12 protein-coding genes are annotated in these 13,882 nt (G+C 39.0%); 2 read left to right on the top strand and 10 right to left on the bottom strand.

What is annotated here, in order from left to right:
• Positions 1-26 precede the first annotated feature (26 nt).
• Positions 27-632: a cob(I)yrinic acid a,c-diamide adenosyltransferase gene (gene cobO / locus GNP81_RS04185; protein ID WP_155666501.1), complete on the top strand. Its 606-nt coding sequence runs from the start codon at positions 27-29 to the stop codon at positions 630-632.
• A gap of 70 nt (positions 633-702) precedes the next feature.
• On the opposite strand, the gene GNP81_RS04180 is transcribed toward cobO, so the two are convergent.
• The 3 genes from GNP81_RS04180 to apbC form a co-directional block, all read right to left on the bottom strand.
• A complete protein-coding gene (locus tag GNP81_RS04180; protein ID WP_336495437.1) occupies positions 703-2,838 on the bottom strand; it encodes an AsmA family protein in 2,136 nt (711 codons plus the stop codon).
• Positions 2,839-3,013: 175 nt separating this feature from the next.
• Positions 3,014-3,661, bottom strand: a complete 648-nt coding sequence (gene udk / locus GNP81_RS04175) for a uridine kinase (RefSeq protein ID WP_005420153.1) — start codon at positions 3,659-3,661, stop codon at positions 3,014-3,016.
• Positions 3,662-3,765: 104 nt separating this feature from the next.
• A complete protein-coding gene (gene apbC / locus GNP81_RS04170) occupies positions 3,766-4,833 on the bottom strand; it encodes an iron-sulfur cluster carrier protein ApbC (RefSeq protein ID WP_155670551.1) in 1,068 nt (355 codons plus the stop codon).
• Between the two features lie 132 nt (positions 4,834-4,965).
• Between apbC and metG the strand changes: the two genes are divergently transcribed.
• Positions 4,966-7,026 carry a methionine--tRNA ligase gene (gene metG / locus GNP81_RS04165; protein ID WP_065598237.1) on the top strand — a complete coding sequence of 687 codons (2,061 nt, stop codon included), beginning with the start codon at positions 4,966-4,968 and terminating at the stop codon, positions 7,024-7,026.
• A 69-nt stretch (positions 7,027-7,095) separates the two neighbouring features.
• Here metG and pyrF read toward each other — a convergent pair whose 3' ends face one another.
• The 7 genes from pyrF to aroA all read right to left on the bottom strand — a co-directional run bounded on the left by pyrF (position 7,096) and on the right by aroA (position 13,731).
• Positions 7,096-7,800, bottom strand: a complete 705-nt coding sequence (gene pyrF / locus GNP81_RS04160; protein WP_155673606.1) for an orotidine-5'-phosphate decarboxylase — start codon at positions 7,798-7,800, stop codon at positions 7,096-7,098.
• Between the two features lie 111 nt (positions 7,801-7,911).
• Entirely contained in the window at positions 7,912-9,081 is a 1,170-nt protein-coding gene (gene lapB, locus GNP81_RS04155; protein ID WP_155670555.1) for a lipopolysaccharide assembly protein LapB, read from the bottom strand.
• 7 nt (positions 9,082-9,088) lie between these two features.
• On the bottom strand, positions 9,089-9,373 hold the full coding sequence (locus GNP81_RS04150; protein WP_005420160.1) for a LapA family protein: 285 nt from the start codon (positions 9,371-9,373) through the stop codon (positions 9,089-9,091).
• Between the two features lie 134 nt (positions 9,374-9,507).
• Positions 9,508-9,789, bottom strand: a complete 282-nt coding sequence (gene ihfB, locus GNP81_RS04145) for an integration host factor subunit beta (RefSeq protein WP_005420161.1) — start codon at positions 9,787-9,789, stop codon at positions 9,508-9,510.
• A 60-nt stretch (positions 9,790-9,849) separates the two neighbouring features.
• Positions 9,850-11,523 carry a 30S ribosomal protein S1 gene (gene rpsA / locus GNP81_RS04140; protein ID WP_005420162.1) on the bottom strand — a complete coding sequence of 558 codons (1,674 nt, stop codon included), beginning with the start codon at positions 11,521-11,523 and terminating at the stop codon, positions 9,850-9,852.
• 95 nt (positions 11,524-11,618) lie between these two features.
• Positions 11,619-12,293: a (d)CMP kinase gene (cmk, locus tag GNP81_RS04135; protein ID WP_005420163.1), complete on the bottom strand. Its 675-nt coding sequence runs from the start codon at positions 12,291-12,293 to the stop codon at positions 11,619-11,621.
• Between the two features lie 157 nt (positions 12,294-12,450).
• The gene (gene aroA / locus GNP81_RS04130; protein ID WP_155673605.1) at positions 12,451-13,731 is read right to left on the bottom strand and encodes a 3-phosphoshikimate 1-carboxyvinyltransferase; all 1,281 of its coding nucleotides are present in this window, start codon (positions 13,729-13,731) and stop codon (positions 12,451-12,453) included.
• Positions 13,732-13,882 lie beyond the last annotated feature (151 nt).

Here is a 13,882-nt window from a genome sequence, read left to right as displayed (position 1 = left end):
TCACCTTTCTTTTAATGGAATAAAACATGACTGAACAAGATAAAAAAGACGAACGTTATAAACAACGACAAGAAAAAATTAAAAACAACGTTGATAAACGTGTGGCCGAAGCTCAAGAAGAAAAAGGGCTACTCTTGATCATTACGGGAAATGGCAAAGGAAAAACCACATCAGGCTTTGGTACTGTTGCTCGAGCTGTTGGTCATGGACTTAATTGCGTAGTAGCCCAATTTATTAAAGGCACTTGGGATTGTGGTGAACGAAACTTATTAGAAATGCATAACGTTCCATTCCATGTAATGAAAACTGGCTTTACTTGGAATACTCAAGATAAAGAATCGGATACAAAAGCAGCTCAAGCTGTATGGGCAAAATGTAAAAAAGCGCTCGAAGATGATTCTATCGATTTAGTTTTGCTTGATGAAATGACGTACATGGTCACCTATGGCTATATTGATTTGGAAGAATTAAAAACGGCACTATCTAATCGCCCTAAAATGCAATCTGTCGTTATTACAGGACGAGCAGCTCATCGTGAGTTAATTGAAATGGCAGATACCGTTTCTGAAGTGCGAAGTGTTAAACATGCATTCGATTCTGGTATTAAAGCGTTAAAAGGCATTGATTGGTAATACCTTAAAAAAAATGGCCTACTATCTTAATGATGTAGGCCATTTCTTTATATGATGCTATAACTCAAACTTAATTAAAAAGTCCTTTAAGTAACTTATTTGCCGCATCTTTTACTTTTTCATCTTTAATCTTATCGCCATATTTTTCTTCTAGCTTCTCAATACCACGATCAATTTCTTTTTGTGCTTTTTGCTTCATCACATCATCGAATTCAAGTTTATATTTAGGATTTGACCAAGAACCCGTTACTCGAATTGGAATCGTCACATCTTTTAGATCGTCAATATCCTTACCGCCCTGCCCCTTTAATGTGCCCACAATAGACGTTTTAATCAGCATATTTGCTGTTTCATTCACATAATGTGCAGAACCTTCACCATGAATTCGAAGTAAAGGAGAGACCATCTTGATATTTTTAGTTGTTGCATTACCGTTTGCTAGATAAAAGTCAGCAGTAAGGGCACTAAAATCTGTTTTTTCAGCTTCTTCGCTTCCTTTAACTTTTTCACCTTTAACCTTTGCATAAGTCGTACGGATTAATAACGGAATGTTAATACCATTTACAGCACCATCAGCAAAGTTAATCGAAACTTTCCCTTTAAGGTTCTGCTTAAGTGCCGTTGGTTTTAAACTTTTTCCTGATGCATTAATCGCTATATTACCTGTACCTTCTACAAGACTCTCACCCATGACATCCGTTAATAAAGGGGCAACTTTTACTCCTCTAATCGTCTGTTTAACGCTATAAGTCGGTACTGATTTTCGAGCATCAAGTGTTGCTGTCATATCAATTCCACCACTATATAAATCAGAATGAAATTTCGTTAATTTCAACACACCACGATTAACAGAGAACACAGACGTCACATTCTGCATTTTTGCGTTATTAGCTTTAAATTTATCAATAATAATTGAACCCGCAACATCTAACGTTTTCAATGCACTTAAGTCAGGTTCCACTTCTTTTACTGGTGCAGATGACGCTTTTGTTGATGTATTTGAATCTACTATTTTAGATGACTCATCTTTTGGTAACGTTGCTAGTAAAGCATCAACATCAATACTTGGGCTGCGTAGATCAAAGCGAACTTTAGGAATATCATTTAATTGCACGCTCAACTTACCAGTAAAATCGGTATCAACCGCTGATAAAGCAAGCTTGTCTATCTTCAAGAACGATTTGTTTAGATCAAAGGAACTATTAAATCCAATAACAGCGGTCACATCTTCATTTGGAATGCCTTTTCCCTTCACATTGTTAGTACTTGTGAATTCTTTGATTTTAATTAGATCTAACGCTTTTGGTACATAAAGAGCAAATGTTGAATTCGAATTAACCTCTAAATTATTTGCTTTACCTTTTGCTTTTAAAGCTAAATTAGCCCATTTATCAAAAGAAAATTGATCAATAGTAAAGGTAATATCATTAAATTTATTTGCTGCATCAGCATACGAAGCATTAAATTCAACATTCTTAAATGAGGCATCATCTAGCGTTTCAGCTATATTAAGCTCTGTTTTCCCTTTTAGTGCGACTTTTTGCTTACCTAAATCACCTTTTAAGTCAAAGTTTAACTCAGCCCACTGTCCCGGAATGAACTCTGAAAGGGATAAATTCATATCACTAAAGTGAATTTTTGAACCTGCTTTATCATCTTGGATAAGCACTTCCGCATTAGTTAAAGCAATACCTTGTAAAGAGACTTTCCAGCCATTGAATTCTGTACTTGTTGCTGACGATGCTTCTGAATTAACGTCAGATTCTTCTGCTGGAGCTGTTGGGTTATTATTTTCTACTGTTGATGTTTCTTTTTTAGCAACAAGACCATCTAAATTAGTCACGCCATTCTTTAATGTATGTAACGTAAATGAAGCCCCATCCAAAGTAATAAGACCGATACTAACTTCATGTTGAAATAAAGGACGAACATTAAGATCAAGTATCGCATTATCGAATGAGACTAAATTTGGCTCCACAAATCCTTCTGGATTACTTAATGCCATCTTACCAATAGAGAAACCTACTGACGGAAAAAAGCGCCATTCAATATCCCCATCAATCGTTAATTGACGACCTGTTTGCGCTTCAACTTGTTCTGTTATCAACGGTTTAAATTCATTAGGGTTAACAAGTAACACTAATACCAATACGGCACCGATTACAGCAATAAACGGTATACTAATTAATAGGGCTATTTTTTTCACGGCCAAAATCCATCTAATTGTTCTTAAATAGTAACGATAGTGTTAAGTATGCCATCAGTTAAGCATAATAAACATGAGCTTATCGATAGTTATACATTGGAGTATAGCGAAATTATAAGGTATGAGACAAAAAAAAAGGCCGACATAATTGCCGGCCCTTTTAAAGATAAATGTCTTACGCTTTTAATAAGCGTGAGATATGTGCTTTTAATACATCAATCGCAATGCGGTTTTTACCACCACGCGGGACAATGATGTCAGCGTGTTGCTTTGATGGATCAATGAATTGCATGAACATTGGACGTACTGTTTTTTGGTACTGTTCAAAAACAGATTCCATTGTACGACCACGCTCTTCTACATCGCGTCGAGCACGACGTAGTAAACAGATATCTAAAGGAGTATCCATAAATACACTTGCATGCATTAAATTACGTAGACGTGGATCTGTTAGTAATAAAATACCTTCAAGAATGATTACTTTCTTTGGAGTCATTACATCAACTTCAGAAGTACGCGTATGCTCTGTATAACTGTAAGTTGGAATATTAACCGCTTCACCACGCATCAATTGCTCTAAATGCTCACAAAGTAATTCGTGATCTAATGCATTTGGATGATCGTAATTTGTTTTGACTCTTTCTTCCATGGTCAGGTGGCTTTGGTCCTTGTAGTAACTATCTTCAGTTATTACACCAATCTGATGATCGCCAACTTTTGCTCGTAGTTCATTATAAATTGTTGAAGCAATCAAGCTTTTACCTGAAGCTGATGCGCCTGCAATACCTACGATAATACAGTGATGATTACTGTTCTCTGACATAAAAGATACCTAAAAGTGTGCGATATACGGATATTTAATAAAACCGCATGATTATAGGGATTACTAATGATACTTTCCAGCTCAAATTTCACTTAAGTGTGATCCTACAATGACTTGAACATTATTTGGTCAGGAATCACCTCTCCTTGCCAGTATAGTCGACTTGATACTTGTTCTGCCAAATTAATATACAATTCACTGTGAGGGCTTGTTGGATTAATAGCCACGCTAGGCGTTCCAGAATCAGTCTCACTTCGTATATCGATATGTAATGGTAATTGAGCTAATAATGGAATCGAGTAACGTTGAGCCATAATCATTGCTCCACCAGTTCCAAAAATCGCTTCTTGGTGACCACAATTAGAACAAATGTGAACACTCATATTTTCCACTACACCAATGACAGGCACATCCACTTTCGTAAACATATTCACGCCTTTAATCGCATCAGTTAATGCAAGATCTTGTGGTGTTGTGACAATTACAGCACCTGTCGTCGGTACTTGTTGAGACAATGTAAGTTGAATATCACCAGTACCTGGTGGCATATCAATAATAAGATAATCCAAATCAGGCCACCATGTTTCATTAAGAAGCTGAGATAAAGCTTTAGATGCCATAGGGCCTCGCCACACTGCAGCTTCACCTTTCTCGACTAAGTAACCAATTGAATTACTGTATAGTCCATGAGCTTCAACAGGCATCATTCTATTATTATCCACAATCGCTGGTTTTTTATCTTCAACTCCTAGCATTAAAGGCACAGAAGGGCCGTATATATCTGCATCCAAAATACCAACACGTGCGCCTAAATGGTGTAGAGCCAATGCTAAATTTACTGCTGTTGTTGATTTACCGACCCCACCCTTACCAGAACTCACCGCTATGATATTTTTTACGCCTTTAATCGCAGGTTGATTTGTTTTTAAAGACGAGGTTTTAGTCGATACTTGAACAGACAACTTAGGTAATGCTAATTCTTCCTTTTGCACCTCTAACCAATCATGAAAATCACTTTTTAAGCTGTTTGATACAAAAGGAAAAACAACATTAATATTCCCTACCGCATCAATTGATACTACATTTGAAATATCAGCCCAACCTTCACAAAGTTGCGAATGCGTAAACGTATTTAACCAATTTTTAATCTCTACCATCGTTTGAAATGCCATCTTCAATGCTCCACGGTTATTTTTACTCATCCTATCACTAATTGGAGCCTTGATCCTCTATGCTTTCTAACTTGGTTCAGGTACTATTTATCTCTTAAATTTTCACCCATCACATTAAGCGAAAGAGAAGATATGGCTACAGATCCGAGAAAAATTCTGGTTACATGTGCCCTACCGTATGCAAACGGTTCAATCCACTTAGGCCACATGCTTGAGCATATCCAAGCGGATATCTGGGTTCGTTACCAACGTTTACGCGGCAACGACGTTAACTTTATTTGTGCAGATGATGCTCACGGCACACCAATCATGCTTAAAGCTCAACAGATGGGTATTTCTCCAGAAGAAATGATCGCAGCCGTTAGCGAAGAGCACCAAAAAGATTTCGCAGGCTTTGATATTAGCTTTGATAACTATCACAGCACGCACAGTGATGAAAACCGCGAATTAGCTTCTCACATCTACCTTGAGCTAAAGAAAAACGGCTTTATTACAAGTCGTACAATTTCTCAGCTGTTCGATCCTGAAAAAGAAATGTTCTTACCAGATCGTTTTGTAAAAGGTACATGTCCTAAATGTAAAGCAGAAGACCAATACGGCGACAACTGCGACAACTGTGGCGAAACATACAGTCCAACAGATTTAATTAATCCAAAATCAGCCGTTTCTGGTGCGACTCCAGTGATGAAAGATTCTGAGCATTTCTTCTTTGATCTTCCTCAATTTGAAAGCATGCTTAAAGAGTGGACTCGCTCAGGCTCTCTTCAAACTGAAACTGCAAACAAAATGCAAGAGTGGTTTGAATCAGGCTTACAGCAATGGGACATTTCTCGTGATGCACCATACTTTGGTTTTGAAATCCCTGGCGAAACAAATAAATTCTTCTACGTTTGGCTAGATGCTCCGATTGGTTACATGGGTTCATTCAAAAACCTATGTAATAAGCGTGATGATTTAAACTTTGATGAATACTGGAAGAAAGACAGCACAACTGAGCTTTATCACTTCATTGGTAAAGACATTGTTTACTTCCACAGCCTATTCTGGCCTGCAATGCTTGATGGCGCAGGTTTCCGTAAACCAAATAACGTATTCGTTCACGGTTACGTAACGGTTAACGGTGCGAAAATGTCTAAATCTAAAGGCACTTTCATCAAAGCTGGTACTTACTTAAATCACTTAGACCCTGAGTGTCTACGTTACTACTATGCAGCGAAACTAAACAGCCGTATTGATGATCTTGATTTAAACCTTGAAGATTTCACTCAACGTGTAAACTCTGATGTAGTTAACAAGATTGTAAACCTAGCTTCTCGTAACGCTGGTTTCATTACTAAACGCTTTGATGGCAAACTTGCAGATAACTTTGCAGAGCCTGAGCTTTACAATGAATTTATTGCAGCAGCTGATCGTATTGCTGAACTATATGAAACTCGTGAATTTGGTCGTGCTATTCGTGAAATCACAGCACTAGCTGATAAAGCAAACCAATACATTGATGAGAAAGCACCTTGGGTTCTTGCAAAAGAAGAAGGTAAAGAACAAGAACTACAAGAAGTGTCTTCTGTAGGTATTAACTTGTTCCGTGTATTAATGGCTTACTTAAAACCTGTAATGCCAGAGCTTGCAGCTCGTACTGAAGCGTTCTTAAATGAAACACTAACGTGGGAAGGCGTCGCACAACCACTAGTTGCTCATGAGATCACTAAATTTAAAGCATTATTCGCTCGTATTGATCCTAAGAAAGTTGAAGCTATGATTGAAGAGTCTAAAGAAGACGCAGCAATCGAAATGGCAGCAAAAGAAAAGGCTGAAGCGGAAAAAGAAAAAGCAAGTCAAACAGAACTAGATAAAGATCCTATCGCTGATGAGATTGAGTTTGATGCCTTCGAAGCGGTTGATATGCGTATTGCACGTATTATCTCTTGTGAAGAAGTGCCAAAGGCAAACAAACTACTTAAATTCCAACTGGATATCGGTGGCGAGACTCGTCAAGTGTTCTCTGGAATCAAATCAGCATACAAACCTGAAGAGCTAGAAGGCAAGCTAACTGTTATGGTTGCTAACCTTAAACCTCGTAAGATGAAGTTTGGTATGTCTGAAGGTATGATCCTAGCTGCAGGCCCTGGTGGTAAAGATCTTTGGATCTTAGAACCACACGAAGGTGCTCAACCTGGCATGCGTGTAATGTAATTCTAAACTTACAAACAAAAATAGAGACCAAATGGTCTCTATTTTTTTATCTATTAACAATAGAGCTAGTTATAAAACAGAAGCGAGAGATAGATTAATCTCATTAAGGACTTGTGATGGATTCTCCGCTTGTGTAATCGGACGACCTATAACTAAGTAGTCAGAACCTGCCGTAATCGCATCTACTGGCGTCATAATACGCTTTTGATCACCAACATCAGAACCTGCAGGACGAATTCCTGGAGTTACTAACTGAAACTCTTTACCTAAATCAGCTTTTAGCATTGATGCTTCTTGAGCTGAACATACGACACCATCTAAACCGCTGTTTTTCGTTAATGCCGCTAAACGTTTTACTTGTTCTTGTGGTGCAATATCTAAACCAATACCAGCTAAATCTTGTTGCTCCATGCTCGTTAATATCGTCACACCAATTAATAATGGACGGTCACTACCATAAGGTTCTAATATTTCACGCGAGGCACTCATCATACGCTCACCACCACTCGCATGAACGTTAACCATCCATACACCCATTTCTGCTGCCGCTCTTACCGCTTTTGAACAGGTATTTGGAATATCATGAAACTTTAAATCTAGAAAAACAGAAAAACCACGTTTATGAAGTTCTTTAACAAACTCAGGGCCAAATAAAGTAAACATCTCTTTGCCTACTTTTAAACGACATGAACTTGGATCAATTTTATCAACAAACGTTAACGCATCTGCTTGATTATCATAATCCAGTGCCACGATCACCTTTTGGTCTTTCATTTTCTCTCCTTTAAAAATTTATACTAATCTCATCAATTAATAATGAAGATTAGTCACACTCACGGTCTTTTCTTACATTCAAAAAAAGAGGCACTCAGAGCGCCTCTTCAATTATTCACCATCTAAACCTCTAATAGGCTTAATAACTCCCCATCCCTTACAAGATGGACACTGCCAAAACAATCGATGAGCAGAGAAACCACACTTACTGCAGCGGTAATTAGGTTTCATTTTCAATTGCTCGCCAACAAGAGTTTGCAGACTAGATAAACTTGCTTTCGCCCTACCATCTTCCGCTTCATCAGTATGGTAGCCCATGAGACGATAAAATCCCTTCATCGTAGGGTTCTTAAGAAGCTGTTTGGTCATATACCCTTGAGCTAAAGCAACACCCTCATGCTTAGCAATCAAATTTGAAAGCATCAATTCAGCACTAGCTCCTGCGCCTTTTGAAATTGCTTCTTTTAAAAATTGAAGTAATGCGCCTTCTCTGTCTAGTTTTTCATAACATTCAGCAAGCAATGGTAATGCTTCACTTACAAAATCAATATCTTGATCCAGCACTGATTCAAGGTGAGCAAGAGCACTTTTGTAATTCTCTTCTTCCATAAGAAGTTTCGCCATCATAATAGAGGCTCGTACACATTGATTATCAGAAGATAAGGCTTTTTTAAGATTCTGTTTTGCTTTATTCAAATTATCATCTGCAAGCTCTTGCATCGCTAGCTCACAATAATAGTGAGCAATATCAAGCTTGAGTTTTTTACGACCCATACGAACCAAACTGTTCGCAAATTGAATAGCTTGCTCCCACTCTCGAGTCTGTTGATGAATAGCAACTAATTGCAGTAAAGCGGCTTCTCTGTGATCAGGCTCTTCAAGCAGCTGCTCAAATATTTTTTCAGCACGGTCAAGAATACCTGAAACCATATAATCTTTTGCTAACTGCTGTAAGGCTATATTTCGTTGGTCTATCGTAAGGTTCGGACGTGCGATGAGATTTTGATGAATTTTGATGGCGCGATCGACTTCACCTCTTCGTCTAAAAAGGTTACCTAATGCAAGGTGGGTGTCTATGGTATCGCTATCGACTTGAAGTAGTTCGATGAAATGATCGACTGCTTTGTCCGACTGATCAGACAACAATAGATTCAAACCCGCCACGTATTGACGTGACAGGTGATTCGTTTCTTTTTGGCGTTGTTGTCTCGCACTCCTATTACCCATATACCAACCATAACCGGCAGCAATAGGTAATAATAGGAATAGCAGTTCTAACATTCAGTCACTACCCTTTCGTTGACTCAATTCGCAACTTATCAAGCTCAGCCGTTTTTTTATCTAAGCGTTTGCGAAGGCGGCGTTGAGTCATGCTCGCTTTTAGATACATGCTGCCACAAATTAACCAGCCTAAACCAAAGCCAGTTGCAAAGAAAATACCCAATAATGTGGACAGTTGAAAATCACCTTGAGCTAACAGGTAATTAAAATTAACAATAGCTTGATTCTGTGCACCAATAGCCAGTGAGATCAAAAATAAAACAAGTAATAAAATGGCAACGATAATTTTCACTGGTATTCCCTCCAGTTAATTGAGTATCTAAAAGTTTTTATTTTACAGCTCTAAAGATACACCTAAATGCATTGAAAATGAACATAAAAAAACGGCATACTCAAAAGTATGCCGTTTTTGTATGCCAATTAGCATTAGCTGTAATTCACACGTTCACGCAGTTCTTTACCTGGTTTAAAGTGTGGAACGAACTTACCGTCCAGCTCTACCTTATCACCAGTTTTAGGATTACGACCTAAACGTGGCTCTCGATAGTGTAGAGAAAAACTACCAAAACCACGAATCTCTATACGATCACCGCCTTCTAGCGTTGTTGCCATCTGCTCAAGGATTTCCTTGACTGTATCTTCCACCTGCTTAGCAGAAAGTTGAGGCTTTTTACTACACAGTTGTTCAATCAGTTCAGATTTTGTCATAAATGACCTCTCTTACGTTATCGAAAGAAAAGGGAGCAATGTTGCTCCCTTCTAATTTACTTATTCGCCTTTAGCTGCTTTGAAAGCGTCAGCCATTGCGTTACCGAAACCACCGTCTTCAGACTTAGTGTTCAGTGAAGCCATTGCTTCTTGCTCGTCAGCTTCATCTTTAGCTTTGATAGATAGGTTAACTACGCGGTTCTTACGGTCTACACCAGTGAACTTCGCTTCAACGCTATCGCCAACGCTTAGGATTAGAGATGCATCTTCAACACGGTCACGAGATAGCTCAGAAGTACGGATGTAACCTTCTACGCTGTCTGCAAGAGTGATTGTAGCGCCTTTAGCGTCAACAGCTGAAACAGTACCGTTTACTAGAGTACCTTTCTTGTTGTCTGCTAGGTAGTTGTTAAATGGGTCTTCTTCCATTTGTTTAACACCTAGAGAAATACGCTCACGCTCTGCATCTACTGCTAGAACAACAGCAGAGATTTCGTCGCCTTTCTTGTACTCACGTACCGCGTCTTCACCTGTAGCATTCCAAGAAATGTCAGATAGGTGAACTAGACCGTCGATGCCGCCGTCAAGACCGATGAAGATACCAAAGTCAGTGATAGATTTGATCTTACCAGTAACTTTGTCGCCTTTAGCTTGCGCTTCAGCGAATGTCTGCCATGGGTTAGCTTTACATTGTTTTAGACCTAGAGAGATACGACGACGTTCTTCGTCAATCTCAAGAACCATAACCTCAACTTCGTCGCCTACGTTAACAACTTTAGAAGGGTGGATGTTCTTGTTAGTCCAATCCATTTCAGAAACGTGTACTAGACCTTCAACGCCTTCTTCGATTTCAACGAAGCAGCCGTAGTCAGTTAGGTTAGTAACACGACCAGAAAGCTTGTGACCTTCTGGGTAACGCTTAGCGATAGCTACCCATGGATCTTCGCCTAGTTGCTTAAGACCTAGAGAAACGCGAGTGCGCTCACGATCGAACTTAAGAACTTTAACGTTGATCTCGTCACCAACATTTACGATCTCAGATGGGTGTTTAACACGTTTCCAAGCCATATCTGTGATGTGTAGTAGACCGTCTACGCCACCTAGGTCAACGAATGCACCGTAGTCAGTAAGGTTCTTAACGATACCTTTAACTTCCATGCCTTCTTGTAGAGAAGCAAGTAGCTCATCACGTTCAACACTGTTTTCAGATTCGATAACAGCACGACGTGAAACAACAACGTTGTTACGTTTTTGGTCAAGCTTGATTACTTTGAACTCTAGCTCTTTGCCTTCAAGGTGAAGAGTGTCACGTACTGGACGTACATCAACAAGAGAACCAGGTAGGAATGCACGGATACCGTTAAGTTCAACTGTGAAGCCGCCTTTAACTTTACCGTTGATAACACCCATAACTGTTTCAGCATCTTCGTATGCTTTTTCAAGTTGGATCCAAGCTTCGTGACGCTTCGCTTTCTCACGAGAAAGTTGAGTTTCACCGAAACCATCTTCAACAGCGTCAAGAGCAACGTCTACTTCAGAACCAACTTCAACTTCAAGTTCGCCAGCAGCGTTCTTGAATTGTTCAGCTGGGATAGCTGCTTCAGACTTAAGGCCAGCGTCAACAAGAACGAAACCGTTCTCGATAGCTACTACAGTACCTTTAACGATGCTGCCTTGTTGGAATTCAGTTTCATTTAGAAACTCTTCAAAGAGTTGAGCAAAAGATTCAGTCATTATTTGATCTTCAAATTTAAACGTCCATGGGTATCCTACCGCATGGGGTTGATAGTAAGGTTAGTTATCATCCTTGCAACTAACTAAGTTTAATATTATAGCTTAGATTCAATAAAAGTAATGGCTTGCGCGACAACTTCATCAATATTCATTGACGTTGAGTCTAAAACTAAAGCGTCTTCCGCAGGACGTAATGGTGCGACAGCGCGATTGCGGTCTCGATCATCACGTTCTTGAATTTCGCTTAAAAGACGGTCAAATTTAACATCTAACCCCTTCTGTTGCAACTGCTTCATTCGGCGATTCGCACGTTCTTCAGCACTTGCATCTAAAAATATCTTAACTTCAGCGTTAGGAAACACAACAGTACCCATATCTCGACCATCAGCAATCAAGCCAGGTTGAGCAGAAAACGCACGCTGACGACGTAATAAAGCTTCGCGAACTTGAGGTAACGCAGCAACTTTAGATGCAGCCATACCTGTTTCTTCTTTACGAAGTTCTGCAGATACGTCTTCACCTTCAAGAATTACTTTAACCAATTCACCTTCAGCTTTGAATTGCACATCCAAATTAGCCGCTAAAGGAACTAGTGCATCTTCTGAATTAAGATCAACACCATGGTGAATAGCAGCTAATGCTAGCACTCGGTAAATAGCGCCAGAGTCTAATAAATTATAACCTAGCTTTTCTGCAAGTAACATGCACAACGTGCCTTTACCTGCTCCACTTGGACCATCAACAGTAACGACTGGTGAATGAGTAGTCATGGAGTTCTCCAATTAATTATTGTGATTGGTTTCTACGGGCAGCATTATACCCAAGTAAGATTATTTATATACTCTTGATTATGAAAAACTAAAAAAGCTCTGAATTTTGATACAGAGCTTTTATTGAATATAAGGTAATAATTTAAAATACAACCAATTAGCAGCTTAATTCTTTTAATTTATCAAAATAATCAGGGAATGTTTTCGATGTACAACCTGGATCATTAATCGTTACAGGAGTATCACTTAATGCAACTAAAGAAAAACACATCGCCATGCGGTGGTCATCATAAGTGTCAATCGATGCATGCTGTAATGAAGCTGGCGGTGTAATCGTAATATAATCTTCCCCTTCCTCCACTACTGCACCCACTTTTCTTAACTCGGTTGCCATCGCAGCCAAACGATCAGTTTCTTTTACACGCCAATTGTATACGTTACGAATTGAGGTCGTTCCTTTTGCAAATAATGCAGCGGTTGCAATTGTCATTGCAGCATCTGGAATATGGTTGAAATCCATATCAATGGCATTAAGTTCACCTTTTCGAGCGATAACATAATCATCGCCCCATTCAATTTCAGCCCCCATTGCAGCTAATGCATCTGCAAATTGAACATCGCCTTGAATACTCTTTTTACCAATACCTGTTACTTTTACTTCCCCACCCTTAATTGCAGCGGCAGCAAGAAAATAGGATGCTGATGAAGCATCACCTTCCACAAGAAAGTCACCAGGAGCTACATAAGTTTGATTCGCAGGAACGACAAACGTTTGATAGTTCTGATTCTCAATTTCCACACCAAATGTTGCCATTATGTCTAGTGTAATATCAATGTAAGGCTTTGAAACTAAATCACCAACAATATTAATCGTTGTTTCTTTTGTAGATAATGGTGCAGCCATTAAAAACGCAGTAAGAAATTGGCTAGAAATCGAGCCATCAATGTCCACTGTTCCACCATGTAGGCCTGTACCTATAATTTTTAACGGTGGATAATTTTCATTTTCTAAATATTCTACGTCTGCTCCAGCAGCTTTAAGAGCCGTTACAAGGTGACCGATTGGTCGCTCTTTCATACGAGGTTCACCCGTTAGTACAAACTCACCTTGGCCTAAACATAGTGCCGCAGCCAATGGACGCATCGCCGTTCCAGCATTACCTAAGAAAAGCTCTAATGCTTCATTAGGTTCAAACGCTCGTCCTAATCCAGTTACTTCACATTCTGTTTTATCTGCTGATAATTTATATTCAACGCCCAATGCTTTAAGCGCATTCAACATATGACGAATATCATCACTATCTAATAGATTCGTTAATTTTGTAGTTCCTGAAGCTAACGCAGCTAGAAGTAACGCTCGGTTTGATACACTTTTTGAACCAGGTAGATTGATTTGTCCATCAATTTTAGAGATAGGTTGAAGAGTTAAGCTTTCCATGTTTGTGTAAAAATTCCTGTACAAATAAAAATAATGTCATGATTAATTTTTCATGACTGCTTCAGCTTTAATTGTTATTTTTTGTTATTCTTCATACTTTCAGAGTAACGAAAACCAACGCGATGTACCAGAGGCAATATCGTCTCTTTGG

Source organism: Aliivibrio fischeri (assembly GCF_009727955.1).
GTDB classification, from domain to species: domain Bacteria; phylum Pseudomonadota; class Gammaproteobacteria; order Enterobacterales; family Vibrionaceae; genus Aliivibrio; species Aliivibrio fischeri_A.
This window is presented reverse-complemented; position numbering and strand designations above follow the sequence as displayed.

Excerpts from the sequence above, each read along its gene's own strand:
- lapB (WP_155670555.1), bottom strand. The coding sequence starts at position 9,081 with ATGTTAGAACTGCTATTCCTATTATTACCTATTGCTGCCGGTTATGGT.
- metG (WP_065598237.1), top strand. The coding sequence starts at position 4,966 with ATGGCTACAGATCCGAGAAAAATTCTGGTTACATGTGCCCTACCGTAT.
- cmk (WP_005420163.1), bottom strand. The coding sequence starts at position 12,293 with ATGACTACTCATTCACCAGTCGTTACTGTTGATGGTCCAAGTGGAGCA.
- pyrF (WP_155673606.1), bottom strand. The coding sequence starts at position 7,800 with ATGAAAGACCAAAAGGTGATCGTGGCACTGGATTATGATAATCAAGCA.
- cobO (WP_155666501.1), top strand. The coding sequence starts at position 27 with ATGACTGAACAAGATAAAAAAGACGAACGTTATAAACAACGACAAGAA.
- ihfB (WP_005420161.1), bottom strand. The coding sequence starts at position 9,789 with ATGACAAAATCTGAACTGATTGAACAACTGTGTAGTAAAAAGCCTCAA.
- rpsA (WP_005420162.1), bottom strand. The coding sequence starts at position 11,523 with ATGACTGAATCTTTTGCTCAACTCTTTGAAGAGTTTCTAAATGAAACT.
- aroA (WP_155673605.1), bottom strand. The coding sequence starts at position 13,731 with ATGGAAAGCTTAACTCTTCAACCTATCTCTAAAATTGATGGACAAATC.
- apbC (WP_155670551.1), bottom strand. The coding sequence starts at position 4,833 with ATGGCATTTCAAACGATGGTAGAGATTAAAAATTGGTTAAATACGTTT.
- udk (WP_005420153.1), bottom strand. The coding sequence starts at position 3,661 with ATGTCAGAGAACAGTAATCATCACTGTATTATCGTAGGTATTGCAGGC.